The 24415-nt window shown below is 67.7% G+C and carries 22 protein-coding genes; 6 read left to right on the top strand and 16 right to left on the bottom strand.

Going from position 1 to position 24415, the window contains the following annotated elements:
• Positions 1-160: 160 nt before the first annotated feature.
• Positions 161-514: a response regulator gene (locus tag ABDJ85_RS09960; protein WP_347704604.1), complete on the top strand. Its 354-nt coding sequence runs from the start codon at positions 161-163 to the stop codon at positions 512-514.
• A gap of 20 nt (positions 515-534) precedes the next feature.
• Here the strand turns inward: ABDJ85_RS09960 and ABDJ85_RS09955 are convergent, their stop codons facing one another.
• The gene (locus ABDJ85_RS09955; protein WP_347704603.1) at positions 535-987 is read right to left on the bottom strand and encodes a nuclear transport factor 2 family protein; all 453 of its coding nucleotides are present in this window, start codon (positions 985-987) and stop codon (positions 535-537) included.
• Between the two features lie 76 nt (positions 988-1063).
• Here ABDJ85_RS09955 and ABDJ85_RS09950 point away from each other — a divergent pair, with 76 nt between their 5' ends.
• A complete protein-coding gene (locus ABDJ85_RS09950) occupies positions 1064-1702 on the top strand; it encodes a TetR/AcrR family transcriptional regulator (RefSeq protein ID WP_347704602.1) in 639 nt (212 codons plus the stop codon).
• A 76-nt stretch (positions 1703-1778) separates the two neighbouring features.
• Positions 1779-2666, top strand: coding sequence for a DMT family transporter (locus ABDJ85_RS09945; protein WP_347704601.1), 888 nt, complete (start codon positions 1779-1781; stop codon positions 2664-2666).
• On the opposite strand, the gene ABDJ85_RS09940 is transcribed toward ABDJ85_RS09945, so the two are convergent.
• The 11 genes from ABDJ85_RS09940 to ABDJ85_RS09890 form a co-directional block, all read right to left on the bottom strand.
• A complete protein-coding gene (locus ABDJ85_RS09940) occupies positions 2663-3307 on the bottom strand; it encodes a DUF6988 family protein (RefSeq protein ID WP_347704600.1) in 645 nt (214 codons plus the stop codon). The two genes, ABDJ85_RS09945 and ABDJ85_RS09940, sit on opposite strands and share 4 nt — an antisense overlap.
• A gap of 17 nt (positions 3308-3324) precedes the next feature.
• Entirely contained in the window at positions 3325-4086 is a 762-nt protein-coding gene (locus ABDJ85_RS09935) for a type III pantothenate kinase (protein ID WP_347704599.1), read from the bottom strand.
• A gap of 84 nt (positions 4087-4170) precedes the next feature.
• Positions 4171-4533: a cupin domain-containing protein gene (locus tag ABDJ85_RS09930; RefSeq protein ID WP_347704598.1), complete on the bottom strand. Its 363-nt coding sequence runs from the start codon at positions 4531-4533 to the stop codon at positions 4171-4173.
• 79 nt (positions 4534-4612) lie between these two features.
• On the bottom strand, positions 4613-5005 hold the full coding sequence (locus tag ABDJ85_RS09925) for a hypothetical protein (RefSeq protein ID WP_347704597.1): 393 nt from the start codon (positions 5003-5005) through the stop codon (positions 4613-4615).
• A 245-nt stretch (positions 5006-5250) separates the two neighbouring features.
• A complete protein-coding gene (locus tag ABDJ85_RS09920) occupies positions 5251-7245 on the bottom strand; it encodes a DmsC/YnfH family molybdoenzyme membrane anchor subunit (protein WP_347704596.1) in 1995 nt (664 codons plus the stop codon).
• 9 nt (positions 7246-7254) lie between these two features.
• Entirely contained in the window at positions 7255-9501 is a 2247-nt protein-coding gene (locus ABDJ85_RS09915; RefSeq protein WP_347704595.1) for a molybdopterin oxidoreductase family protein, read from the bottom strand.
• Between the two features lie 33 nt (positions 9502-9534).
• A complete protein-coding gene (gene nirD, locus ABDJ85_RS09910; RefSeq protein WP_347704594.1) occupies positions 9535-9912 on the bottom strand; it encodes a nitrite reductase small subunit NirD in 378 nt (125 codons plus the stop codon).
• Between the two features lie 4 nt (positions 9913-9916).
• Positions 9917-10834: a type IV pili methyl-accepting chemotaxis transducer N-terminal domain-containing protein gene (locus ABDJ85_RS09905; RefSeq protein WP_347704593.1), complete on the bottom strand. Its 918-nt coding sequence runs from the start codon at positions 10832-10834 to the stop codon at positions 9917-9919.
• Positions 10834-13272: a nitrite reductase large subunit NirB gene (gene nirB / locus ABDJ85_RS09900; protein ID WP_347704592.1), complete on the bottom strand. Its 2439-nt coding sequence runs from the start codon at positions 13270-13272 to the stop codon at positions 10834-10836. Before nirB ends, ABDJ85_RS09905 begins: the two co-directional genes overlap by 1 nt.
• Positions 13269-15068, bottom strand: coding sequence for a bifunctional protein-serine/threonine kinase/phosphatase (locus tag ABDJ85_RS09895; protein WP_347704591.1), 1800 nt, complete (start codon positions 15066-15068; stop codon positions 13269-13271). The genes nirB and ABDJ85_RS09895 overlap by 4 nt, the downstream gene beginning before the upstream one ends.
• A gap of 19 nt (positions 15069-15087) precedes the next feature.
• The gene (locus ABDJ85_RS09890; RefSeq protein ID WP_347704590.1) at positions 15088-15897 is read right to left on the bottom strand and encodes a formate/nitrite transporter family protein; all 810 of its coding nucleotides are present in this window, start codon (positions 15895-15897) and stop codon (positions 15088-15090) included.
• 323 nt (positions 15898-16220) lie between these two features.
• On the opposite strand from ABDJ85_RS09890, the gene ABDJ85_RS09885 reads away from it, so the two are divergent.
• Both ABDJ85_RS09885 and ABDJ85_RS09880 read left to right on the top strand, forming a co-directional pair.
• The gene (locus ABDJ85_RS09885) at positions 16221-17948 is read left to right on the top strand and encodes a bifunctional protein-serine/threonine kinase/phosphatase (RefSeq protein WP_347704589.1); all 1728 of its coding nucleotides are present in this window, start codon (positions 16221-16223) and stop codon (positions 17946-17948) included.
• Between the two features lie 88 nt (positions 17949-18036).
• Positions 18037-18903, top strand: coding sequence for a dioxygenase family protein (locus ABDJ85_RS09880; protein ID WP_347704588.1), 867 nt, complete (start codon positions 18037-18039; stop codon positions 18901-18903).
• Here the strand turns inward: ABDJ85_RS09880 and ABDJ85_RS09875 are convergent, their stop codons facing one another.
• The gene (locus tag ABDJ85_RS09875) at positions 18904-20154 is read right to left on the bottom strand and encodes an MFS transporter (protein WP_347704587.1); all 1251 of its coding nucleotides are present in this window, start codon (positions 20152-20154) and stop codon (positions 18904-18906) included.
• 248 nt (positions 20155-20402) lie between these two features.
• Between ABDJ85_RS09875 and ABDJ85_RS09870 the strand changes: the two genes are divergently transcribed.
• Complete coding sequence (locus ABDJ85_RS09870) at positions 20403-21314, top strand: ANTAR domain-containing protein (RefSeq protein ID WP_347704586.1); 912 nt, start codon at positions 20403-20405, stop codon at positions 21312-21314.
• 52 nt (positions 21315-21366) lie between these two features.
• On the opposite strand, the gene ABDJ85_RS09865 is transcribed toward ABDJ85_RS09870, so the two are convergent.
• From ABDJ85_RS09865 to ABDJ85_RS09855, 3 genes are read right to left on the bottom strand one after another with little or no spacing between them, the layout of a single operon-like run.
• Positions 21367-22161: an ABC transporter ATP-binding protein gene (locus ABDJ85_RS09865; RefSeq protein ID WP_347704585.1), complete on the bottom strand. Its 795-nt coding sequence runs from the start codon at positions 22159-22161 to the stop codon at positions 21367-21369.
• Positions 22162-22164: 3 nt separating this feature from the next.
• Positions 22165-23100, bottom strand: a complete 936-nt coding sequence (gene ntrB, locus ABDJ85_RS09860) for a nitrate ABC transporter permease (RefSeq protein ID WP_347704584.1) — start codon at positions 23098-23100, stop codon at positions 22165-22167.
• 3 nt (positions 23101-23103) lie between these two features.
• Positions 23104-24348 (bottom strand): CmpA/NrtA family ABC transporter substrate-binding protein, encoded by a 1245-nt coding sequence (locus ABDJ85_RS09855; RefSeq protein ID WP_347704583.1) that lies wholly within the window; start codon positions 24346-24348, stop codon positions 23104-23106.
• Positions 24349-24415: the final 67 nt, after the last annotated feature.

Genomic DNA, 24415 nt, shown 5'->3' with positions numbered 1-24415 from the left:
GCAGCCTTCCTGAGGTAGTCTTGTGGCGGGCGGGTGTTCTGTGCCACCTGCGCCCTGCTGGTTGTCACGCGCCGAGGCGTGCAGGTCAGCTGCCGGGCATCTTAAGCGGGGTCATGTCCCGCGCCGGATTCGAGGGAGTGCTGTGGAATCAAGACGATTGTTGGTCCTCGACGATGACGCCACCGTGGGTGAGCTGCTTTGCGCGGGTGCGCGCAGCGCCGGCTTCGAGGCCAGGCTTTGCTTGGACGCTGACAGCTTCATGGCGCAGCTGGGCCCTTGGCAACCGAGCCATCTGGCCGTGGATCTGACCCTGCCTGGCACTTCGGGCGAGGCCGTGCTTCAGTCCGTGGCGTCACTGGGCAGCCAGGCGCGCGTCATCGTCTGCAGCGGGACCAGCGGCCTGCAGCTTGAGACCGCCTTGCGGCTGGCGCGCGCGCTGGGCATGAACGTGGTGGGCAGTCTGGCCAAGCCGTTCCGGATGGCGCAACTGCGTGAGCTGCTGCTGCAGGACTGAGAGGCTGCTGGCGCGTCCGCTCAAGCCGTGATGGGCGATGCAGCCGCCTCGGCGATGCCGGCGGCTTCCAGCTGGGCCAGGTAGCGCGCCAGGCGCGCCGTGTCGCAGTGCACGGTCAGGACACGCACGCGGCCCCAGGCGAGCTCGAACTCGTGCACGCCCCGGTTGCTGCCGCGCGAGCCGTCGGGCAGGGCAAAGCTGTCGCGCCAGCTGACCGCCACCCAGGTGCGCCAGGGCCAGCCGCGCACCAGCACCCGGTCGATGTCAAACCGCAGCCCCGGCAGCAGGCGCTGCAGCCGGTCATACCAGCGCTGGGTGGCCGCCAGGCAGCCGCGCTCGCCGCCCAAGGCGTGCTGGCCCACCATCGCATGCCGATGCTCGCTCGCGAACTGCGCGGCGATGCCCTCGAAGCGCCCGGCATTGATGTCGGCAAAGGCGCGGCGGATCTTGTGCTCAACGATCGCGTGGTACATCGTGGGCTCCAATCTTGACAATGGAAAGATTGGGTTGCATGGTGGATGTGTATCTTTCTCGTGTCAAGATCTGCGCATGAATACCCCCCCGGTTCGCCCACCCCCCAAGGAGCCAGCCTCGCGCGGCTATCACCATGGCGACCTGCGCGAGGCACTGCTGAGTGCCGCCGAAGCCTTGCTGTCCACCGAGGCCGGCCAGGCCCCTGGTGGGGCCCTGGCGGCGTTCAGCCTGCGCGATGTTGCCCGGCAGGCCGGGGTGTCACACGCGGCGCCGTATCACCACTTTGCCAACCGCGACGAGCTGCTGGCGGCGGTGGCGGCGCGGGCCTTTGAGCACCTGGGGGCGGCCATGCAGGCTGGCGCTGCGGCAGTGGCCAGCCCGCGCGAACAGCTGCTGGCCATTGCCGAAGCCTATGTGCGCTTTGCCCGCGCCAGCCCGGCGCGCTTCCGGCTGATGTTCGGGCCGCTGCTGGCCACGCGCGCCCAGCACCCGGCGCTGGACCAAGCCGCGGGCGCCAGCTTTGCTGTGCTGCTGGGCGCGGCCGAGCGCCTGGACGCGCGCTTCGCGCTGCCCTTGGCCCTGACTGGTTGGAGCCTGGCGCATGGCCTGTCTCATCTGCTGCTGGACCAGGCCTTTGCCGGCCTGCCGGTGGAGCTGCCCGAGCCCGAGCTGCTGGTGCGCCAGCTCAGCGAGCTGGTCCTGGCCGGGCGATGATGCAGGCCCACACGGATCGGATGTCGACCATGAACTGTTTCCGGGGTATGCGCTCCGACCTTGATTGTGTCAAGCGATGACGGCGCTGCAGGGCGAGACAACCTGGGTGCGCTGGCTGGATCGCCTGGCTCCGCCGGCCTTTATCTTCATCTGGGCCACCGGCTATCTGGCTGCCAAGGCTGCCGCGCCACATGCCGATGCGTTGACCTTCCTGGTCTGGCGCTATGCGGGGGTGGTGGCCTTGATGGTCTGTCTGGCCGCGCTGGCCCGGGCGCCGTGGCCGAGTCGTCGGGACTGCCTGCATCTGTCGGTGGCCGGCATCGGCATCCAGGCGCTCTACCTCGGCGGGGTTTGGGTGTCGATCCGGCATGGCCTCTCGGCCGGCATGGCGGCACTCATCGTCAACCTGCAGCCGGTGCTGGTGGCTGCCCTCGCGCCCCTGGTGGGCGAGCAGGTGAGCCGGCGCCAGTGGGGCGGCGTGGCGCTGGGCCTGGCGGGTGTGCTGCTGGTGGTGTCGCACAAGCTAGGCTTTGGCGCCGGGCAGGCAGGGCCGCTGCTGCTGTGCGTGCTGGCGCTGGCGGGCATCACCGGGGGCACGCTCTACCAAAAGCGCTTTGTGCCGCAGTTTGATCTGCGCACCGGCCAGGTCGTGCAGTTTGCGGCTTCGCTGGCGGTCACCCTGCCCGTGGCCTGGCTGACCGAGCCCATGCACATCGACTGGGCCTTGCCCACCGTGCTGGCCATGCTCTGGAGCGTCTTCGTGCTCACCGCAGGCGGCATCAGCCTGATGTTCTACATGCTTCGCCACGGCCAGGTCACGCGCGTCAGCAGCACCATGTACATCGTGCCCAGCCTCACCGCGCTGATGGCCTGGATGTTGTTTGACGAGACGCTCACCGCCTTCACCATCGCCGGCATGGGGGTCACGTTGCTCGGTGTCTACTTGGTTGTGGGGCGACGCTAGGACATCACCATGCACTCGGGGTGAGCCACGACGATCCGATTGATCGCGGGCAGCGTTTCGGCCGGGTCCATGATCTCGGCCGAAATCATGGAGGCCGAATACCCGTGGGCATTGGAAATGTAGAGGGCGTGGACGAGGTGGGCTTCCGCATGGCGCTTGCCGACGCGCACCAGCGGCAGGAGGCCGGCATGGGTGTAGGAGTTGGCATCGGCCCAGACGACGTCCCGGAACTCTCGCAGGCCGCGCTTCAAGGCGGCAGGCGTGAGCTCTGAGGCCTCGACTTGCTTGAGCAGGATGCCGGCCAGCGGGAGTGCATTGGCCTGCTTGACACCGAGATCCGTGTCCGGACCCGTCAGGGCCTGCAGGGCGGCGTCATCAGCGGCGTAGGCCACCCAGGCCGCGCGCAGCAGGGCCTCGTGCTGAACGCGAAGCAGGGCCAGTGCTGCGTTCTCCAGGTGCTCTTCCAGCAGCAAGCGAATGGCCTGACCGTGCTCAAGCGTCAGCGCGCTGGCGTCGAGCGCCAGTCGCTGGCGCAGCGGCAGTTCGTTCGGGTGTGGCGGCGCATGAGCCATCAGCGTGTCGTGCCAGGCGCGGTGCATGGACTCTGAGCGGTCCAGCATCGTCTTCAGGCTGCGAATCATGGGCGCAGGGGGCAGGCTCAGGCGCCGTGCTGCAGGGCCAGCAGGCCGTCGAAGATCAGGCCTTCGATCAGCTCATGCGGAACGTCGAGTGCGGGCGAGACCTTCCAGCCGGCGCCGCCCGTCATCAGCACCAGGGGCGCGCGGCCCTCGCGGGTTTGCAGGTGGCGGAAGAGCCGCTCGATGGCGCCGGTGATGGCGTAGGTGCCGCCGCTGGTCAGCGCGTCACTGGTGTTGGTGGGGAAGTTGCGCACCTCGCCGGTGGGTACGCGCAGGCCGGCGGTGCCGCTCTCCAAAGCGCGCAGCATGATGCCGTGGCCCGGCAGGATGAGCCCGCCCAGGTAGTGGCCGCTGGCCGACAGCGCTTCCACCGTCACGGCCGTGCCCACCATCACCACCAGCACCGGCCCGTCAAAGCCGCGCTGCCGCGCGTGGGCACGGGCGCCGATCACGGCCACCCAACGGTCGGCGCCAAGGCGCGTCGGGTGGTCATAACCATTGGTGACGCCGCCGGCCTCGCTGCCGGGCACCACCCAGCGCGGCGCTACGTCCCAGCGGTCCATCTGCTCTTCCACACGACGGCGCACCGCGTCGCTGGCCACGTTGCTGCCCAGCATGGCGCTCGGGGCGGGCAGGTGCTGCCAGTCGCCATCGGCCAGGCGGTCGATGTTCTCGATGAAGACCGCGCCTTGCCGCTCGGGCGATGCACCCGGCCGTGCGCCGTCCGCATACAGGGCCCATTTGAGGCGGGTGTTGCCAATGTCGACTGCGAGAAAGCTCATCCGCCAAAGGGAGCGTGGAAGGAGGGCGACAGCCTAGCAGCCGGTGTCGCCCCTGCTGCTCGGGGCTTGTGCCGATGGGGCGTGTCAGTCGGCTGCCGGCAGGCGCTCATAGCCCGCCGCAGCGGGCGTCACCACCGAGACGAACTGCAGCACCTCGCTGCCGTGGTTGTAGACACCGTGCACGCTGCCGGGCGTGGCGATCGCGATGTCGCCCGGCTTCAGGGGGCGGGTGTCGCCGGCCGCGTCGGTTTGGTAGAGACCTTGGCCGGAGAGCACGGTCCAGGTGTCCTGGCCGGCGGGGTGGACATGGGCTGGGATGCGTTGCCCGGGCTGCACATACCAGGCCACGACGACGGCCTCGGGCGTCTCGACGACGACCGAGCGCACGGGTTCGTCGTCGGCCGGGGTCATGTAGGCGGCGCTGGGGAAGATGCGGCGGCTGGTCATCACGGTCATCCCTGGTAATGCTGGGTGAAGGGATCAATGCAAGAAGCGCACCGCTGCGCGCCTGCGGACGGGTGCAAATTCACACCGAGTCAGGCCCGGCCGTTCCCACTTGCGGCTGCTGCGTGTTGGGCACCCAGTCCCACCACTCGTGCCGGCCCTCGGGCGTGTCCTGCCGCTGGCGGTGCACGTCCCAGGTGACGAGGTAGTCGGGGTTCTCGATGTCGACGCCGCTGGGCGCATGGCGGTAGTGGCCGGGGGGCGCCTTGAACCAGGCCTCCAGCACCGGCGGCACGATGAAGTCGCCGGGCGCCACAGCGGGGTCGCTGTGCTGCAGCCGCATGGAAATGCCGTGCTCGGCATCCACGCGTTGCACCACGCCGGCGAACTGGGTTTGCTTGAGCAGGTCGCCATTGGCGTCGAAGTAACTGACGCCGACGACGCAGGTCTTGCCGATCAGGTCGCCCAGATCCATCTCAGTGTGTGATCCCGTGTTTCGGGCCGAGCGCCGGGCCGCCCCAAGCCGGCCCGTGGAGACGGAGCACTTGGCTCAATGCCACGTGCTCCGGCGTCCCCTCGGGGGCTGAGCCCGGACCTGAACGGTCCAGTGGACCGTTCAAGCCTGGCGAAGGGCTTGCCCGTGAGGGCAAGCGCGGTCCGCAGGACCGACCGGGCACGCCCGCGTTCAGCGGGGCGGGACTGCGCGAGGGGCCGAACATCTCAATGAAATGCGTGCTTCGGCACGACCCCGACCTGCGGCATGTTCGCCAGGCCAATGTCGCGGGCGTGCTCTTCAAAGCCCTTGTTCTTCCAGAAGAAGGCGCCGGGCATGGTGGTCGGGATCACGAGCACGTAGAACAGCGCGCGGCTGATCAGGCTGGTGGCGACGAGCACCAGGCCAACGACACCGAAGGCCAGCACGGTGTTGCGGCCAAAGGCAGGCTGCGTGACCATCCAGACCAGCAGGGCTGACGCCAGCAGCACATTGAGCCCCAGCAGTGCATTGCGCAACCAGAAGGTTTTTCCAAACGTCGTGCACTGGATGTAGTACGCGGCACCGCCTTCGTGCTCGGCCTGGCCCAGGCTGCGGGCGTGGCCGATGTGACCGATGCCTTCAAGCACCATGCCAGCGAGCATCACGCTGGCCCAGGTCAGCATGGCGTCCTGGTAGGGCAGGCCGGCAAAGCCAAGCGTGGCGGTGATGGCCACGCCAGTGAGCAGGCCGCCTAGCGACAGCGCGCTGCCGGCAAAGGCGGTGCCCACTTGCCAGTGGTTCCAGAACGGCCGGGCCTTGATGCGGTAGCAGCGGTTCATGTAGTACAGGCCCACCGCGCTCGCCAGCACGGCCAGCACGCCGAACACCGTGCCAAGCTGCGTGGCCGCAGCGGGGCTGATGACGGCGTCGGCCGGGATGCCGACGATGCGGCCAAAGAGCACGCGGTAGTCGGGCTGGGCGGCGATGCTGGCGGCGATGTGCAAGCCCAAGCAACCGATGAAGATGGCGATGCCCAGACCCTCACGCGAGACCGGCGAGTAGCGCAGGTTGTTGAAGCCGCGGTAGAAGCGCTTGGGCTTGCCCAGATGCATGGTGGACATGAAGAGCCCGAAGGCCACCAGCCCGAAGCACACCAGGCCCAGCACCGGGTAGGCCATGGACTGCGCAAAGGCGCCAAAGCCCGGCAGGCCCGCCAGCGCACCCAGGAAGGCCAGCGCAAAAGCCCCGGCCGCCGCCTGCGCGGCGAGCGTGAACAGCACCAGCGGGTTCTCGCGCGACGAGAGGCGCGCGAGGTTCCAGTGCTTGGCCTGGCCCTTCTTCTGGTCGATGGCGGGGCGGTAGCGGCCCGCTTCATCCTTGTGGTACTTCACCGGCATCGAGTCGGTGCGCTTCATCTCGTCGGGCAGCTGGCGGATCTGCTGGAAGCGGATGTTGGGGTGCGTGATCTCGGGTGCCGGGAAGCCGGGAATCTCGACGCGCGCCTGCTCGCGCCGCTCGGGGATGTTCTCGATCACGCCGAAGTCGAGCGCATTGCCAACGCAGGCCGACACGCAGGCGGGCTTGAGGCCCACTTCGAGACGGTCCACGCACATATTGCATTTGGAGACCTGGCCCTTGATGGGGTCGAGCTGGGGCGCGTTGTAGGGGCACACCCAGGTGCAATAGCCGCAGCCAAAGCAGGTCTCGGGGTCTTGCAGCACGGCGCCGTATTCGACGTGCTTGGTGTAAGCGCGCGTGGGGCAGCCTTTGAGGCAGACCGGGTCATCGCAATGGTTGCAGGCCATCGAGATGTTCATGCGCTTGTAGTCGGGGAAGCTGCCGCCTTCGACATAGCCGACCGAGCGGAAGGCCAGGTGCGGCGGGTTCTCGTTCTTCTCACTGCAGGCGGCCTCGCAGGCGTGGCAGCCGATGCAGTTGTCGGCCGTGAAGAAGAAGCCGTGCTGCTTGTTGCGGTTGGGGTTGCTGCCGACGGCCGGGTTCTCGTTGATGAACATCGAGCGGCCCGGCGTGGCGTTGGGGGCTTGACCGCCGGTCAGCTCGATCAGGTCCACCTTCTGGCCATAGCGGTTGGTGGCGGGGATCTGCTTGTCGCTGAGCTTGGCGTAGGCCTGCTCCTCGGTGCGGATCTCCCAGATGCGCTGCTGCCCGCTCTTGGAGGCACAGCCGCCGCTGCCGCATTCGGGCTTGCCGCAGCCTTGGTTGTCGTGGGTCGTGGTCATGGCCGGTCCTCAGAATGCGCGACGTTCCAGATTCAGGCGGGCCGCTTCCTGCTGATCGATCTTCTCGATGCGGGCGGCGTTCTGCTTGAAGGCGGGCTGGCGCGAGTAGGGGTCGAGCAGGCCGAGCGTGAGTCGGTTGACGCAGTCGTGGAAGTGGAAGGGGATGAACAGCATGTTGCGGCCCACGCGGTGGGTCAGCTGCACCATCACCACCGCGTCGCCGCGCCGGCTCACCACGCGCACATAGCTTTGGTGCTCCAGCCCCAGCTCCGCCGCCGCGTCGGGGTTCATCTCCATGTAGGGCGTCGGGCTGTACTTGTTGCAGTTGCCGATCTTGCCGGTGCGCGTGCGGGTGTGGAAATGCTCGACCACGCGGCCCGAGTTGAGCCAGAACGGGTACTCGGCGTCCGGGCATTCGTTGTTGTTGACGAAGCGCACCGGGATCAGGTTCGCGCGGCCACTGTCGGTCTGGAAATGTCCGTCGGTGTAGAGCCGCGGGTTGCCGAGGAAGTCCTGCCGCTCCAGCATCTGCGTGGCACCGGCTGGGCCGACGCGGGCTTCGTCGGCTTGCGCCTGGGCTTCGCTGTAGGGCCACTGGATGCCGCGTGCCGCCTCGATGCGGTCATAGCTCATGCCCGAGATGTCTAGCGTGCGGCCGGTGCCGACCGAGAGCTTGCGCATCTCCTCGAAGGCACCTTCGGGCTTCTCGGGGAAGTGGATGGCATTGCGATCCTGAAACCGCTTGGCCATCTCGTTGAAGATCCAGAAGTCCGGCTTGCTGTCGGCGTAGGCGGGCAGCACATTGCGTGTGAGGTTGACGCGGCGCTCGGTGTTGGTGTGGCAGCCTTCTTTCTCGGCCCAGACGGCGGCGGGGAAGTAGACGTGCGAGTACTGGTTGGTCTCGACGTCCTCGTACACGTCCTGCACCACCAGGAACTCCAGGTTCTCCATCGCCTTGCGGATGCGCGGCTGGTTGGGCATGGAAGTCATGGGGTTGGTGGCGACGAGCCACAGGCCCTTGATCTGGCCGGTCTCGATAGCCGGGAAGATGTCGGTCTGCGTGAGGCCGCGCTTCGGGGGGAAGAAGCTCTCGTCGATGCCCCAGAAGTCGGCCACCGTCTTGCGGTCCTTCTCCTTCTCGAGCACGCGGTAGCCCGGCAGGCCCGAGCAGGACGACCACTCGCGTGTGCCCATGGCGTTGCACTGGCCGGTGATCGAGAGACTCGTGCCGCCCGGCTTGCCGATGTTGCCGGTGATGAGGTTGAGGTTGTTGATGTTGACGACGCCGTCGGAGCCGTGGGTGGACTGGTTGATGCCCATGGTCCAGATGCTCATGGCGGCGGGCGCGCTGGCGTAGAGCCGCGCCACGGTGCGGATCATGTCCTCGCTGATGCCGCAGACGTGCTGGGCCGTCTTGGGGTCGTAGTCGGCCACCAGGGCGCGCAGCTCATCGATACCTTGGGTGTGGGCGTCGATGTAGGCCTGGTCCTGCAGCCCCTCTTTGAGGATGACGTGCATCATCGAGTTGATGAGCACGCAGTCAGTCCCGGGGGTGAGGGGCAGGTGGATGTCGGCGAACTGGGCCAGCATCGTCACGCGCGGGTCCACCACGATGAGCGGGAACTTGCGCTTCTCCAGCGCTTCCTTCAGCCGCCAGTAAATGATCGGGTGCTGCTCCGGCAGGTTGGAGCCGAAGGCCATCAGGCAGTGCGTGTGCTCGAAGTCGCCGTAGCAGCCCGGCGGGCCGTCGGAGCCGAAGCTGCGCTTGTAGCCCGACACGGCCGAGGCCATGCACAGCGTGGTGTTGCCGTCGTAGTTGTTGGTACCGATCTGGCCGCGCACCAGCTTGCCCAAGGTGTAGAACTCCTCGGTCAGCAGCTGGCCGGTGGAGACGACGGCGAAGGAGTCCCGACCGTACTTGTCCTGGATCTCCTTGATCTTGGCGGCGGTGTGGTCCAGCGCCTTGTCCCAGCTCGTGGGCTGGAACGGCAGGTGGGCCTTGTCGCGCATCAAGGGCATGGTGCCGCGCCCGGGAGAGTCGAAGAGCTCGTGCTCCAGCAGACCCTTGATGCACAGCTTGCCGCGGTTGACGTCAGCGCCGGCATGCCCGCGACTCGTCACGATCTTGCCGGCCTCGTTGAGGCCAATCTCGATGGCGCAGCCGGTCGAGCAGTAGTTGCAGGTCGTGTACTTCCACTCCTTGACCGCCTTGACGGGGATGGAGATGGGCTTGCGCTTCTTGCGGCCGAACAGCATGGTGGGCTTTCGATCAGCGTTGCGGGAGGAGGCTCAGGCCGTGCGGCGGATGGGGCCCGCGATCGGGGCGACCTGGTCCAGGCCCTTGGTGTCGAGCTCGGTCTGGTCGAGGTAGACGACGCCGCCTTCGACCTTGATGGCAAAGGCCGGCGTGCAGCCCTCGTCGGGCTCCTTGGCGCAGCCGTTGTCGAGGCCAATGGTCCAGTTATGCAGCGGGCAGGCCACGCTCTTGCCGAACACGATGCCCTGGCTCAAGGGGCCGCCCTTGTGCGGGCAGCGGTCCAGCAGCGCGAAGACCTCGTTCGCGTCGTTGCGGAACACGGCCACGTCCATGCCCTTGGGGCGGGCGACACGGCGCGAGCCGAGCACGGGGATCTCGTCGACGAGGCAGATGCGGGTCCAGGTGGTCATTTCTCTATCCCAATAGGCGGGCGTACTGCCCGGTCACGGTTTCCATCACGGCGAGCAGGTTCTCGCTCGCCAAAAATGCTTCGGCCGCTGCACGCTGGCCGTGGCTGGTGCCGCCCAGCGCGGCGTCCAGAAAGATCCATTGCGAGGCAGCGAGCTGCAGGTTCTGGTGGATCTCGGCGCTCGTTTCCGGCGCGCTCTGCAGCACGCGCATCGCGGCGCGGAAGTCGTTGCGTGCCACGCCCATCTCGGTGCGGATCAGCGCGCGGTCCACGCCGTGCTCCTCGGCCAGGTAGAGCATGGCCAGGCGCTGCGACAGCATGCGCTGGCGGCCGGCTAGGTTGATCAGCTTGGCGCTGGCAGCCTCGGAGCGCTTCTCCAGCAAGCCGGTGCCTTGGTGCGCGAGCTTGAGCACCTCGCCCGCCAGCGGGATCACCGCGTTGACGCGCGCCGGCGTCACCGGCAGCTCGTCGAGTCGCCCCTTCAGCACGGCCGCGCGCTGGCCCAGTTGCTCGTAGGTAGAGGCGATCTCGGCCGTCGGGGCAAAGGCGCGCAGCTCGGCAAGCTGGCTGTCAAAGCGCTGTTGACTGGCTTCAAGGATCTTGTGCGCCCGGCCCTCGATGTCAGGCAGGGCCAGGGCCAACCAGGCCTTGGTCATGCGCTGGCTGAGCATGCGCTGGGCGCCGGCCTTGTTGATGGCCTCGCCCAGGTCGCGGATGCGTGCCATGGCCGGCAGGCTGGCCGTAGCCAGACCCGCCAACAGCAGCGTGCGCCGCAGGAATTTCGGGCCGAGCGCCGGGCCGCCCCAAGCCGGCCCTTCAGAGGTGGTCAGCGGCTCAATGCCGCAGACCGCCTCGTCCCCTCGGGGGACCGGCCAGACTCGCCCGCGTTCAGCGGGGCGAGGTTGGACGAGGGGTCGAAACATCAAGCCTCGACCTTCTCAAACTGCCGCAGGTCAACCTTGGCCTCCTTGAAGTCGAACCACGGGTCGGGCTCGCCTTCGAGGGCGGCTTGCAGCTGTGCCCACAGGGCCTTGCGGTTAGCGGCGTCGTTGAGGATCTTGTCCTTCACGTAGTCGAGGCCCACACGGGACACGTAGTGCACCGTGCGCTCCAGGTACCAGCCTTCCAGGCGGTAGAGCTGCATGAAGGCGCCGGTGTACTCCAGCACTTCCTCGGCCGTCTTCACCTTGGTGAAGAAGTGGGCCACCTCGGTCTTGATGCCGCCGTTGCCGGCGATGTACATCTCCCAGCCCGAGTCCACGCCAATCACGCCGACGTCCTTGATGCCGGCCTCGGCGCAGTTGCGCGGGCAGCCCGACACGGCGAACTTGACCTTGTGCGGGGCGTACATGCGCCACATGGCCTTCTCCAGGTCCTTGCCCATCTGGGTGGAGTCCTGGGTGCCCATGCGGCACCACTCGGAGCCCACGCAGGTCTTCACCGTGCGCAGGGCCTTGGCATAGGCGTGGCCCGAGGGCATGCCGATGTCCTTCCAGACGTTGACCAGGTCTTCCTTCTTGACGCCCAGCAGGTCGATGCGCTGGCCGCCGGTGACCTTGACCGTCGGGATCTTGTACTTGTCCACCGCGTCGGCAATGCGGCGCAACTCGTCGGCCGTGGTCTCGCCGCCCCACATGCGCGGGATGACGGAGTAGGTGCCGTCCTTCTGGATGTTGGCGTGGCTGCGCTCGTTGATGAAGCGGCTTTGCGGATCGTCCTGCGCCTCCTTGGGCCAGGTGCTGATCAGGTAGTAGTTGATGGCCGGGCGGCAGCTGGAGCAGCCGTTCGGCGTGCGCCATTCCAGCGCCTTGAAGACCTCTTCCTTGGTCAGCAGGTGGCCGTTCTTGATGGCGTCGCGCGTGTCCTGGTGGCTGGCATCGGTGCAGCCGCACATGGCCTTCTTCTTGGGCGCGGCCGAGTAGTCACCGCCGGCGGTGAACATGATCAGCTGTTCAACGAGGCCCGTGCAGGAGCCGCAAGAGGCCGAGGCCTTGGTGTGCTTGCGCACCTCTTCCAGCGTGAACAGGCCCTTGTCCTTGATGGCCTTGCAGATGCTGCCCTTGCTCACGCCGTTGCAGCCGCAGACCTCGTCGGAGTCGGCCATCATGGCGGCCTTGTTCTGGCCCTGGTGGCCCACGTCGCCGATGTTGCTGCCGGCTTCGCCATGGAGCAGCTGGTCACGGATGTCTGTGATCTTGCGGCCCTCGCGGATCAGCTTGAAGTACCAGCCGCCGTCCACGGTGTCGCCATACATGCAGGCGCCCACGAGCTGGTCGTTCTGGATCACGAGCTTTTTGTAGACCCCGCCGAAGGGGTCGCTCATCACCATCTCCTGCGTGCCCTCGCCGCCCTGGAAGTTGCCGGCCGAGAACAGGTCGATGCCAGTGACCTTGAGCTTGGTGCTGGTCTGCGAGCCCTGGTAGCGCCCGATGCCGAACTGCGCCAGGTGCGTGGCGCAGACCTTGCCCTGCTCGAACAGCGGGGCCACCAGGCCGTAGGCGATGCCGCGGTGCGACGCGCATTCGCCCACCGAGTAGATGCGCGGGTCGGTCACCGTCTGCATGGTGTCGGTCACCACGATGCCGCGGTTGCAATGCAGGCCCGACTTCTCGGCCAGTTCGGTGTTGGGGCGGATGCCGGCGGCCATCACGACCAGGTCGGCCGGGATCTCGCGGCCGTCCTTCAGCTGCACGGCGCGGACGCGGCCGCTCTCGCTGGCCAGCAGGGCCTGGGTGTGCGCGCCCAGCTCGAACTTCAGGCCACGGTCCACCAGGCTCTTGCGCAGCAGGTTGCCGGCCACGGAGTCGAGCTGGCGCTCCATCAGGGTGTCCATGATGTGGATCACCGTGACCTGCATGCCGCGCAGCATCAGGCCGTTGGCGGCTTCGAGACCGAGCAGGCCGCCGCCGATCACGACCGCGTGCTTGTACAGCTCGGCGGTCTCGATCATGGTGTTGGTGTCGGCGATGTCGCGGTAGGCGATCACGCCCGGCAGGTCCTTGCCCGGCACGGGCAGGATGAAGGGGTTGGAGCCGGTGGCGATGAGGAGGCGGTCGTACTCGGCCTCGGTGCCGTCTTCGGCAATCACCTTGCGGCGCACGCGGTCGATCTGCGAGACCTTTTTGTTCAGGTGCAGGGTGATGCCGTTTTCCTCGTACCAGGAGATCGGGTTGAGGATGATCTCGTCGATCGTCTGCTCACCCGCGAGCACCGGCGACAGCAGGATGCGGTTGTAGTTGGGATGGGGCTCGGCACCGAAGACGGTGATGTCGTAGAGGTCGGGCGCGATCTTGAGCAACTCTTCGAGAGCTCGGACACCGGCCATGCCGTTTCCAACGAGAACCAGGCGGGGCTTTTTCATGGTGAGTGCGAGGAAGTGACGTGGGAAGAATTGGCGGCTGAGCGGCCCTGCAGCCACATGAACTGCAGAAGCACGATCAGTGCCAGAACCAGGGACACCGCCTGCCAGAAGCGCACCGGGTGGCGCTGGGCCAGCGGGCGGGGGCGGACGGCCAGGGCCTCGGCGCCGGGTTGGCGCAAGGCGAAGGCGAATTCGGACAGCGCCTCGTGGCGCTTGGCGGGTGTGGGGTGGACGGCGCGCTCCAGCACGGCGTCGATCCAGGCCGGGATGGCGCGGCCTTCGTCCAGCACGCTCAGGTAGCGCAGGCGCTGCACGTCCTGCACGGTGCGCACGCTGGCGGCCTGGGTGCCGTAGGGCAGGCGGCCGGACAGCATTTGGTAGGCCAGCACGCCCAGGGCAAAGAGGTCGGAGCGCTCGGTGGCGGGCTCGCCCAGCAGGCACTCGGGGGCGGTGTACTGCAGGGTGCCCAGCACCTGGGGCGCGGCATCCGGGCCGGCGGCGTCGTTGAGGCCGGCCACCTGCACGCTGCCGAAGTCGATGATGCGCACGGTGCCGCTGCGGTCGATCATCAGGTTCTCGGGGCGCAGGTCCTGGTGCAGCATCTCCAGGCGGTGGAAGGCCTGCAGGCCGCGCGCGATCTGCTCGACCATGTCGCGCACCGCCTCCAGCTCGGGGCGGGGGTTGTCGCGCATCCATTGCGCCAGGGTCTGGCCTTCGACGTATTCGGTCGCGCTGTAGAGCTGGGTGCGGGGGCGCACGGCGTCAAAGGGACGCAGCACATGGGGGCTCTGGATGCGGCGGGCAATCCACTCCTCCAGCATCAGGCGGTCCAGCGCGGCTTCGTCCTGGGCCAGGTCCACCGAGGGCGTCTTGAGCACCGCGAGCCGGCTGGTGGCCACCTCGGTGGCCAGGTAGACGTGGCTGCGGTGGCTGCCGGCCAGCTCGCGCTCGATGCGAAAGCCGTCCAGCTCGCTGCGCGGTGCCAAGAGGCCCGGGAAGGGCAGGTTGGCGCGCGCTTGCTGGGCTTCGATCAGGTCGGCCGTGGGCAGGGCCTCGACGCGCACCAGCTGCAGGCTGAGGTTGTCGGGGCTGCCGCGCTCGAAGGCGGCCTGCACCAGCTGGCGGGCGCAGGCGTCCAGGTCGTCGGGGTGGGCGTCCAGCGCGGCGCGCAGGTCGGCGGGCAGCAGGTGCTCGTGCACGCCGTCGCTGGCCAGCAGGTAGATGTCGCCGGGCTCCAGGGCCAGGCAGCGGTAGTCCACGTCCAGCCGGCTTTGAAAGCCCAGCGCGCGGCTCAGATAGCTCTGGCCGCCACCGATGTAGACGCGATGGTCCTCGGTCAGCGGCTCGAGCACGCCGTCTTGCAGGCGAGCGATGCGCACGTCGCCGGCATGGAAGCAATGCGCCGCCCGGCCCTTGAGCACCAGCACGGCCATCGCGCAGACATAGCCGCGGTCATGGTCGTGCCGGTAGGGGCTGCGCTGGGTCTGGGCATGCAGCCAGGAGTTGGTGGCCGCCAGCACGCGTTGCATCGAGCGCTTGACGCTCCAGGCCTCGGAGGTGCCGTAGTAGTCCTCCAGCACCGCGCGCACGGCGGCGCGGCTGGCGTCCTGGCTGACGCTGCTGGAGCCGATGCCGTCGGCCAGGGCCAGCACGGCGCCCTTGCTGGCCAGCAGCGGTTGCGGCGGGATGCGGGCGCCGTGGCAGTCCTGCTGCACAGGCTTGCGGCCGGCCTCGGCGTGCTGGCCGAGGCTGAGCTTCAGCGCGGCGGCAGACAGGCGGGACGGGGCAGCCAGCATCCGGTGGGCTCCTGGGGGCTCAGGCAGCGCGGCGCGGTGCGGTGCGCGCGTGGGTCGAGTACAGGGTCAGGCCCACGAAGGTCAGCCCGCCCACGAGGTTGCCCAGCACCGTGGGGATCTCGTTCCACAGCAGGTAGTCCATCATCGTGAAGTGGCCGCCCAGCATCAGGCCCGACGGGAACAGGAACATGTTCACGATCGAGTGCTCGAAGCCCATGTAGAAGAACACCAGGATGGGCATCCACATCCCGATGACCTTGCCCGACACCGAGGTGGACATCATGGCCGCCACCACGCCGGTGGACACCATCCAGTTGCACATCACGCCGCGGATGAAGAGCGTCAACATGCCGGCCGCGCCGTGGGCCGAGTAGCCCACCGTGCGGCTCTCGCCGATCACACCGATCTTCATGCCGACGGCATTGGGCGCCTCGCTGAAGCCGAAGGTGAAGATGATGGCCATGAACACCGCCACGGTGAAGGCACCGGCAAAGTTGCCGATGAAGACCAGCCACCAGTTGCGCAGCACCCCGTTCCAGGTGCAGCCGGGCCGGCGGTCCAGCACGGCGAGCGGGCACAGCGTGAACACGCCGGTCAGCAGGTCAAAGCCCAGCAGGTAGAGCATGCAAAAGCCCACCGGGAAGAGCAGCGCACCGATGAGCGGGTTGCCGGTCTGCACATTGACCGTCACCGCAAACGCGGCGGCCAGGGCCAGGATGGCGCCGGCCATGTAGGCACGGATGACCGTGTCGCGGGTGGACATGAAGATCTTGGCCTCACCGGCGTCGATCATCTTGGTCACGAATTCATTGGGGACTAGGTAGGCCATGGAGCACTCCCGCAAAGCGGTTGGGATCAGGGGCAGGGCCAGCCCCAAAAAGCGCAACGCCCCGCGACCGGCTGGCACGGGGCCAAACGGCAACGGGGCGTCCTGGGTAGGGGCCGGAGGGGAGGGTGGCGGGCCGCCCTCGGTGGCGATCCCGCGAACACGCCGGGGCAGGGCCTGCCTGGCGTGGTCTCGTTCTTGCGGTGCAATGTCCATGCCAGCAATGGGGCTGGCTAAACGCAGGCGGAAACGCAGGCGATGCCCCCTGGCTGGCGCAAGATGCACCCGGCCGGGTCAAATGCACCCCAAAACAGTGCGAACACCTGATGAGCTTTGAGATCGACGTGGGCCTTGCCAGCCTGCAAGGCCGCCGCGAGCGCAATGAAGACTTCGCGGGTGTGCAGCGCGCGGCCGCGCACGAGTCCGACCGCGGCTGGGTCGCTGCGCTGGCCGACGGCGTGAGCACCGGCGGCGACGGCTTGATGGCCGCGCAGACCACGGTGATGGCCTTGCTGTCGGACTTTCATGCCACGCCACTGAGCTGGGATGCCAGCGTGGCCCTGGAGCGCCTGTTGGCCACGCAGAACGCCTGGCTGGCCGCCTACAACCGCCGCGACTCGCGCCGCCAGGCGCTGTGCACGCTCACGGCCGTGGCCCTGCAAGGCCGTCGCTACGCCATTGCCCATGTGGGCGACAGCCGCGCCTGGCTGCTGCGCGACGGCGCCTGCCTGCAGCTCACGCAAGACCACCGCATGGAGCGCGCCGACTTTGCCGGCCTCACGCGCGCCGTCGGCCTCGATGACCTGCTGCACCTCGATCACAGCCAGGGGGAGCTGCAGATTGGCGACCGCCTGCTGCTGACCAGCGACGGCATCCACGGCGTGCTCCGCACCCGCGACATCGCCCGCCTGCTGCGCGAGGCGACCTCCGCCCAGGCGGCCGCAGAGGGCCTGGCCCAGGCCGCGCTCGATGCCGGCAGCCACGACAACGCCACCGCCCTGGTGATGGACGTCAAAGGCCTCGGCGCCCTGGGTTATGCCGACCTGCTGGGCCAGAGCCACACCCTGCCCGTGCCCGGCCTGCTGGGTGTGGGGGCCGTGCTCGACGGCTACACCGTCACCGCCGTGGTGGCCGACAACGGCGTGCACCGCCTGCTGCAGGCGCGCGACCCCGCCGGGCAACTGGTGGCGCTCAAGCTGCTGCACCCCAGCCGCGCCAGCGATGCCGAAGAGCGCGCCATGCTGGCCCACGAGCTGTGGCTGGGCCGTCGGCTGACTGAAGCCGCACGTGGCCGCCGGCGCGAAGGGGCAGCAGCCGGCCTCGTGCGCGTGCACACGCCGGCGGCGCCCAGCGCTTTCTACGGCGTGTTCGACTGGCATGCCGGCCGCACGCTGGAGCAGCTGCTGGCCAAGCAGCGCCTGGACCCCGCCGAGGCCGTGGGCCTGGCGACGCAGCTCGCCCAAGCGCTGAGCCTGTTGCATGCAGCGGGCTGCGTGCACCGCGACATCAAGCCCGGCAACCTGCACCTGGGCGATGACGGCCAGTGGCGGCTGCTGGACCTGGGCGTTGCGCTCTCGCCCCGCGCGCCGGCGGCGCTGCGCGACCTGCATGCCGGCACGCCCAGCTACATCAACCCCGAGCAATGGGACGACCCACCCGCTGCTGCGGATGCCGGCAGCGACCTCTACGCACTCGGCGTCACGCTCTACCAAGCCCTGACCGGGCGGCTGCCTTATGGCGAGGTCGAGCCCTACCAGGTGGCGCGCTTTCGGCGCGAGCCCGCACCCTTGAGCCGCCTGAGGCCCGATGTGCCCATGTGGCTGGCCCAGCTCGTCAACAAGGCTGTGGGCCGCGATGTGCGCCAGCGCTTCGAGACCCCCGAGGAGCTGTTGATGGCGCTGGAGCGCGGCGCGGCGCGCGGGGTCGAGCCGGTGCGCGCCTCACCGCTGGCGCAGCGCGACCCGCTGCTGCTGTGGCAGCTGGCGCTGGCGGTGTCGGTGCTCTTCAACCTGCTGCTGGTGGCGTGGTTGATGTGGCTGCCCAAGTCAGGCTGAGGGATGAAACGGCCCGGGGCCGGCGTTGTGAACGCGACGGCCGGCCCTTTCATGGTGGAAGGGTGGCGCGCTCAAGGACGCCCCCTCGATGCAGCACACACCGCACACACACCACGACCCTTTCGACCAAGGTCTGGCCCATGACCTGAACCGCCTGCTGGCGCAGCAGGCGGCGCGCCGCACCAGCCTGCGCTGGTTGTTGGGGGCAGGAGGCCTGGCGCTGGTGGGATGCGGAGGCGGGGGCAGCACCAGCACTGGAACGTCAACCGGAGCGACGACCGGCGGCACCACCACGACCCCCAGCGGCAGCTGCTCGGTGATCCCCTCCGAGACCGAGGGGCCGTATCCGGGCGATGGGTCCAACACCGCCAACGGCAGCATCGCCAATGTGCTGACGCTCAGCGGCATCGTGCGGCAGGACATCCGCACCAGCATCGGCAATGCCTCGGGCACCGCGGGCGGGGTGCCCATGACGGTGGAGCTGGAGCTCGTCAACACCAATGCCAGCTGCGCCAGCCTGGAGGGCTATGCCATCTACCTGTGGCACTGCGACGCGCTGGGCCGCTATTCGATGTACTCCAGCGGCGCCACGGCCGAGAACTACCTGCGCGGCGTGCAGGTGACGGGCAGCAACGGCAAGGCCACGTTCACCACCATCGTGCCCGGCTGCTACGCGGGCCGTTGGCCGCACATGCACTTCGAGATCTACCGCAGCAGCAACACCGCCAGCAGCTACACCAACAAGCTGCGCACCTCGCAGCTGGCCGTGCCTGAGGACATCTGCGCCGCCGTCTACGCCACCTCGGGCTACAGCGGCAGCGCCACCAACCTGCGCGGCGTCTCGCTGGCCAGCGATGGCATCTTCAGCGACGGGGTCGGCACGCAGTTGCCCTCGGTCACCGGCTCGGTGTCCGCCGGCTATGCGGCCAGCCTGCGCGTCGGTATCTCTGCCTGATCAGCCTCGGCCGTAGGAGGTGGGCTCGTGCTGGCCAGGCGCTTGCCGCGCGCGGCCGCCCTTTTCGGCCCAGGTGCGGGTCCAGCGGATCTGCACCACGCGCAGCATCGCCAGCATGGCCAGCGCCACCGCCGCAAAGGCCACGAAGCCCCACAGATAGCTGCCCGTGCGCTGCATGCTCTGGCCCATGGCATTGGGGATGAAGCCGCCACCCAGCGCGCCGACCTCGCCGATCATCGAGCCGGCCACAGCCGTGGTCAGCGGCCAGCGCAGCGGCACCAGTTGGAACAGCGCGCCATTGCCGGCGCCAAACGCGGCAAAGCACAGCATGAAGAGCAGGGTCGTGACGACCAGGGACTGCCCGGCCATCCCGCAAGCCACGAGGCAAAGGGCAGCCACCACCAGCACGCCGGTCAGCGTGGTGATGCCGCCGACGCGGTCTGACACCGCCCCGCCCACCACGCGCACCGCGCTGCCCATCAGGGTGGCCAGCATGGTCAGCTGGCCGGCCTCGACCTTGGTGACCTTGAACTGGTCGTAGAAGTAGGTGGGCAGAAAGCTCGCCAGGCCGATGAAGCCGCCGAAGGTGACCACGTAGATCAGGCTGAAGGCCCAGCCGTCTTTCTCAAAGAGGCAGCTGATGTGCTCGCGGAAGCTCTGGTGTTCGACGTCCGGCGGCTCCTTGGCGGCAAACCACATCACCGCCATCGGCAGCAGCATGGTGAAGGCGGCGAGGCCGTAGACCGTCTGCCAGCCGAACTTCTGCGCCAGCGGCGGCGCAAACAGCACGGCCAGCACCGTGCCGCTGTTGCCGGCACCGGCGATGCCCATTGCCAGGCCCTTGTAGCGCGGCGGGAACCAGCCCGAGCCCAAGCTCAGCGCCACGCCAAAGCTCGCCCCTGCAATGCCCAGCAGCACGCCCATGGCCAGCACATGGCTGTAGCTGCCCACCACGAAGTAGCCAAAGGCCAGCGCCAGGACAATCAGGCTCATCTCCACCATGGCCGCGTTCTTGCGTCCGATGTACTGGGCCAGCACGCCCAGCGGGAAGCGCATCAGCGCGCCGGCCAGGATGGGCACCGAGATCATGAAGCCCTTCTGGGCCGCGTCGAGGTGGAAACTCTCGGTGATGAAGGGCGCCATGGCGCCGTTCAACACCCAGATGGCAAAGCAGAAATCGAAGTACAGGAACGAGGCCAGCAACGTGGGCCAGTGGCCTGACTTGAGGAAGGTCTTGAAGGATGACGACATGAGTGAGGCGCCCAAATGACGGGCCGGGACGATCACATGAAATGCACCAAATCCAGCAAACAGCGTGCCAGTGCGCCATCTTGGATCACGAAGCCATCCTTGGGGGCACTTGTCACGTGAATCAGGCACTTAAGTGGGTTTGCGCGGTGCCGGACGACCTGCCAGACGCGCTGCGCGATACCTTGGTGCGTGCGGGTTGCACCGTCGTGGCGCTAGGCGGTGCGGCAACGCACGGGGGATGGGTCCTGGTGCCCCAGTCGACCTGGGCCGAGGTGCAGGCCCGCCTGGCCGACCAGGAGGGCCTGCTGGAAGACCGCAAGTGGACCGACCGTGCCAAGGCCGTCCTGATGCAGACCCAGCAGCTGGACGAGGGGCCCGCCTACAAGCTGCTGCGCGATGCGGCCATGCACGCGCAGATCAAGCTGCCACGCTTGGCGCGCCAGCTGGTGCAGCAGCACGAGCGCGCCGAGGCGCTGGAGCGTGCGGCCGCCCAGCGCATGCTCAGCCAGCGCCTGGTGCGCCTGCAGGCCCAGGCCACGCTGCTGCCTGATCAGCTCGACCTGGCCCGCCAACTGCAACGCGACACGGTTGGCCGCATTGAGGGCAACCTGCAGCGCTTGCTGGAGTTGTTGCATGGCCCCATCCGCGAGGCCGAGCTGGCATCCGTGATGGCCTGCTGGGCCGGGTTGCAGCCCTTGCTCTTGCCGGCCACGGGCAGCTTGCGTGCGCTGAACGAGGCCGCCCAGCAACTGGTGGATGCGAGTGAGCGCCTGGCGGCGGCCTTGCTGGACGAGGGCTTTGAGCGCCCCTTGCGCCTGCTCTCGCTGTGCGCCCGCCAGCGCCTGCTGTGCCAGCGCCTCGTCAAGGAGGCCTTGTTGGCCCAGGCCGACGCCAGCCACCAGCCCCAACGCCTGGCCGAAGACCTGGAGGCCTTCCTGCAAGCCTTGCAGGTGCTGCGCAATGCCCCGCTCAAGGCCAGCGGCCTGCAAGAGGCCTTCGACACCGTGGACGCTGACTGGGCCCGCCTCGTGCGCGCGCTGCGCCAGGGCGGCGGGCCGCAGGCGCTGACCGACCTGTGCAACGCCAGCGAGCGGCTCTTTCATGGGCTCGACACGCTGACCGAGGTGGTGCAGCGCAGCCTGCAGACGCTGCTGTCTTGAAGTGAAAACACCGGGTAAGCCCGGCGTTTTTGAGATGCGTGCGACCGGTTGATCAAGCCGCTTCCGCGTGCTTGTGCCTCGTGTACAGGAAGTCGATCACCGCCTTGCGGGCGTGCACGTAGTCGGGGTCTTCGGCCAGCTCGACGCGGTTGCGCGGGCGCGCCAGGTCGACCTTGAGCACTTCGCCAATGGTGGCGGCCGGGCCGTTGGTCATCATCACGATGCGGTCCGACAGCAGCACGGCTTCGTCCACGTCGTGGGTCACCATCACCACGGTGCTCTTGGTGCGCGCCACGATCTTGAGAAGTTCGTCCTGCAGGTGGGCGCGGGTCAGCGCGTCGAGGGCGCCAAAGGGCTCGTCCATCAGCAGCACCTTGGGCTCCATGGCCAGCGCGCGGGCGATGCCCACACGCTGCTTCATGCCGCCAGAGATCTCGTGCGGGCGTTTGGTCAGCGCATGGCTCATGCCCACCAGGTCGAGCGCGGCGCGGGCCCGCTCTTCGAGCTTCTTGCGCGGCTCCTTGCCACCGAAGACCGACTCGACCGCGAGCAAGACGTTCTCGGTGCAGGACAGCCAGGGCAGCAGCGAGTGGTTTTGAAAGACCACGGCGCGGTCCGGCCCCGGGGCGGCAATTTCGCGGCCATCGCAGATCAGGCCACCACCCGTGGGGGTGAGCAGGCCGGCGATCAGGTTCAGCAGCGTGGACTTGCCGCAGCCCGAGTGCCCGATCAGGGTGATGAACTCGCCCTGGTCGATCTTGAGGTTGATGTCCCGCAGCGCATGGAAGCGGCCTTTGCGGGTGTTGAAGACCATTTCGGCTTCGGTGATGTCGATGAAGGCGGTCATGGTTCAGTCCTCCGCAAACGAGAAGCGCTTGGCGATGCTGATGAGCGTCCACTCCAGCAGCAGGCCGACGATGCCGATCACAAAGATGGCGATGATGATGTGTGCGACGTTGAGGTTGTTCCACTCGTCCCAGACCCAGAAGCCGATGCCCACGCCGCCGGTCAGCATCTCGGCCGCCACGATCACCAGCCACGCCGTGCCCACCGAGAGGCGCACGCCGGTCAGCACATAGGGCAGCACGGCCGGCAGCAGGATCTTGGTGATGACCTTCCACTCCGACAGGTTGAGCACGCGGGCCACGTTCAAGTAGTCGGCCGGCACGCGCTGCACGCCCACGGAGGTGTTCACCACCATCGGCCAGATCGAGCAGATGAAGATGGTCCAGATGGCGGCCGGGTTGGCGCTCTTGAAGGCCAGCAGACCGATCGGCAGCCAGGCCAGCGGCGACACCGGCTTGAGCAGCGAGATCAGCGGCGAGATCATGCGGTTGGCAAAGTCAAAGCGGCCCACCACAAAGCCCAGCGGGATGCCGATGAGGGCGGCCAGGCCAAAGCCCATGCCCACACGGCCCAGTGAGTTGAGGATGTTCCAGCCAATGCCTTGGTCGTTCGGGCCCTTGCTGTAGAACGGATCAGCGAACAGCTTGGCAGCGGCTTCCCAGGTGGCGCCCGGAGTCGGGAAGCTGCCGCCCCCCTTCATGGTGGCAAGCGCCCAGATGCCGACGAGCAGGGCCATGCTGAGCACGGGCGCCAGCACACTGAGCGAGAGGCTCCGCCAGTCGATCGGTGCACGCGGGGGCTTGGCGGGCTTGGGGGCAGCAGTCACAGGGGCAGCGTCCTCGTTGGCAGCGGTGGCGGGGCGGCGCGCGGCCGCTGGCTTGGCGGCAACCGTGGGCTCGTCGCCCAGGTCACGCGGGGAATGAAAGACGGCGGAAACCATGGCTCAGGCTCCTTTGATCTTGAAGGAGTCGGCGTACTTGGCCGGGTCCTTGCCGTCCCAGACGATGCCGTCCATCAACTTGCTGGTGCGCATCGGGTCCTTGGGTACGCTGATGCCTAGGGCCTTGGCGGCTTCGGTGTAGATGCCGACCTGGTTGACCTGCTTGGCCACGGCCAGGTAGTCGGGGTGGCTCTTCAACAATCCCCAGCGCTTGTGCTGGGTCAGGAACCACATGCCGTCCGACAGGTAGGGGAAGTTCACCGCCCCGTCGTTGAAGAACTTCATGTGATTGGGGTCGTCCCAGGTCTTGCCCAAGCCGTTTTGATAGCGGCCCAGGATGCGCTGGTTGATCGCGTCGACGCCGGTGTTGATGTACGACTTTTGCGCCACGGTCTCTGCCATCTTGAGCTTGTTCTGCAGGCCAGCGTCGATCCAGCGGCTGGCTTCGAGAATCGCCATCACCACGGCCCGCGCAGTGTTGGGGTACTTCTTGACGAACTCCAGCGTCGTGCCCAGCACCTTCTCGGGGTGGTCCTTCCAGATGTCCTGCGTGGTGTTGGCGGTGATGCCGACGCCGTCCATGATGGCGCGGTGGTTCCAGGGTTCACCCACGCAGAAGCCGTCCATATTGCCGACACGCATATTGGCCACCATCTGGGGCGGCGGCACGGTGATCAGCTTGGCGCCGCTAACCGGGTTGATGCCTGCAGCCGCTAGCCAGTAGTGCATCCACATCGCGTGCGTGCCGGTCGGGAAGGTGCCGGCAAAGGTGTATTCGCGCGGGTTGGAAGCCATCACCTTGGCGAGCGACGGGCCATCGACGGCCCCTGCGTCTGCCAGCTTCTTGGACAGGGTGATGGCCTGACCGTTGTTGTTCAGGGCCATCAGCACGGCCATGTCCTTCTTGGGGCCACCGATGCCGAGCTGCACGCCGTAGATCAGGCCGTAGAGCACGTGGGACATGTCGAGCTCGCCATTGACGAGCTTGTCGCGCACACCGGCCCAGGAGGCCTCTTTGCTGGGGATGATCTTGATGCCGTACTTCTTGTCGAAGCCCAGCTCGGCCGCCATCACCACGCTGGCGCAGTCGGTCAGCGGGATGAAGCCGATCTTGACCTCTTCCTTCTCGGGCTTGTCCGAGCCGGCGGCCCAGGCTGATGAAGCAAGGCCGGAAGTGAGGCTGGCGAGAGTGGCAGCGGCGCCACCGGCGAGCAACTTACGACGCTGCACGCTGTTCCGATCAGTCATGGTGAAAGCTCCAGAGAAGTTGAAGGGCAAAGCAAGGCAAAAAAAAGCGGCGTCACCACCACGCCGC

It is taken from the genome of Roseateles paludis (assembly GCF_039872745.1).
In the GTDB taxonomy this organism is placed as follows: Bacteria; Pseudomonadota; Gammaproteobacteria; order Burkholderiales; family Burkholderiaceae_C; genus Pelomonas; species Pelomonas paludis.
The sequence above is the reverse complement of the archived record's forward strand: the minus strand, read 5'-3'. Positions and strand labels throughout refer to the sequence as shown.

Coding starts and splice junctions, on each gene's coding strand:
- ABDJ85_RS09865 (WP_347704585.1), bottom strand. CDS start 22,161: ATGACCGCCTTCATCGACATCACCGAAGCCGAAATGGTCTTCAACACC.
- ABDJ85_RS09920 (WP_347704596.1), bottom strand. CDS start 7,245: ATGACCACGACCCACGACAACCAAGGCTGCGGCAAGCCCGAATGCGGC.
- ABDJ85_RS09915 (WP_347704595.1), bottom strand. CDS start 9,501: ATGCTGTTCGGCCGCAAGAAGCGCAAGCCCATCTCCATCCCCGTCAAG.
- ABDJ85_RS09940 (WP_347704600.1), bottom strand. CDS start 3,307: ATGATTCGCAGCCTGAAGACGATGCTGGACCGCTCAGAGTCCATGCAC.
- ABDJ85_RS09895 (WP_347704591.1), bottom strand. CDS start 15,068: ATGCTGGCTGCCCCGTCCCGCCTGTCTGCCGCCGCGCTGAAGCTCAGC.
- ntrB (WP_347704584.1), bottom strand. CDS start 23,100: ATGGTTTCCGCCGTCTTTCATTCCCCGCGTGACCTGGGCGACGAGCCC.
- ABDJ85_RS09880 (WP_347704588.1), top strand. CDS start 18,037: ATGCAGCACACACCGCACACACACCACGACCCTTTCGACCAAGGTCTG.
- ABDJ85_RS09905 (WP_347704593.1), bottom strand. CDS start 10,834: ATGTTTCGACCCCTCGTCCAACCTCGCCCCGCTGAACGCGGGCGAGTC.
- ABDJ85_RS09875 (WP_347704587.1), bottom strand. CDS start 20,154: ATGTCGTCATCCTTCAAGACCTTCCTCAAGTCAGGCCACTGGCCCACG.
- nirB (WP_347704592.1), bottom strand. CDS start 13,272: ATGAAAAAGCCCCGCCTGGTTCTCGTTGGAAACGGCATGGCCGGTGTC.
- ABDJ85_RS09935 (WP_347704599.1), bottom strand. CDS start 4,086: ATGAGCTTTCTCGCAGTCGACATTGGCAACACCCGCCTCAAATGGGCC.
- ABDJ85_RS09925 (WP_347704597.1), bottom strand. CDS start 5,005: ATGGATCTGGGCGACCTGATCGGCAAGACCTGCGTCGTCGGCGTCAGT.
- ABDJ85_RS09955 (WP_347704603.1), bottom strand. CDS start 987: ATGTACCACGCGATCGTTGAGCACAAGATCCGCCGCGCCTTTGCCGAC.
- ABDJ85_RS09950 (WP_347704602.1), top strand. CDS start 1,064: ATGAATACCCCCCCGGTTCGCCCACCCCCCAAGGAGCCAGCCTCGCGC.
- ABDJ85_RS09855 (WP_347704583.1), bottom strand. CDS start 24,348: ATGACTGATCGGAACAGCGTGCAGCGTCGTAAGTTGCTCGCCGGTGGC.
- nirD (WP_347704594.1), bottom strand. CDS start 9,912: ATGACCACCTGGACCCGCATCTGCCTCGTCGACGAGATCCCCGTGCTC.
- ABDJ85_RS09890 (WP_347704590.1), bottom strand. CDS start 15,897: ATGGCCTACCTAGTCCCCAATGAATTCGTGACCAAGATGATCGACGCC.
- ABDJ85_RS09945 (WP_347704601.1), top strand. CDS start 1,779: ATGACGGCGCTGCAGGGCGAGACAACCTGGGTGCGCTGGCTGGATCGC.
- ABDJ85_RS09885 (WP_347704589.1), top strand. CDS start 16,221: ATGAGCTTTGAGATCGACGTGGGCCTTGCCAGCCTGCAAGGCCGCCGC.
- ABDJ85_RS09930 (WP_347704598.1), bottom strand. CDS start 4,533: ATGACCAGCCGCCGCATCTTCCCCAGCGCCGCCTACATGACCCCGGCC.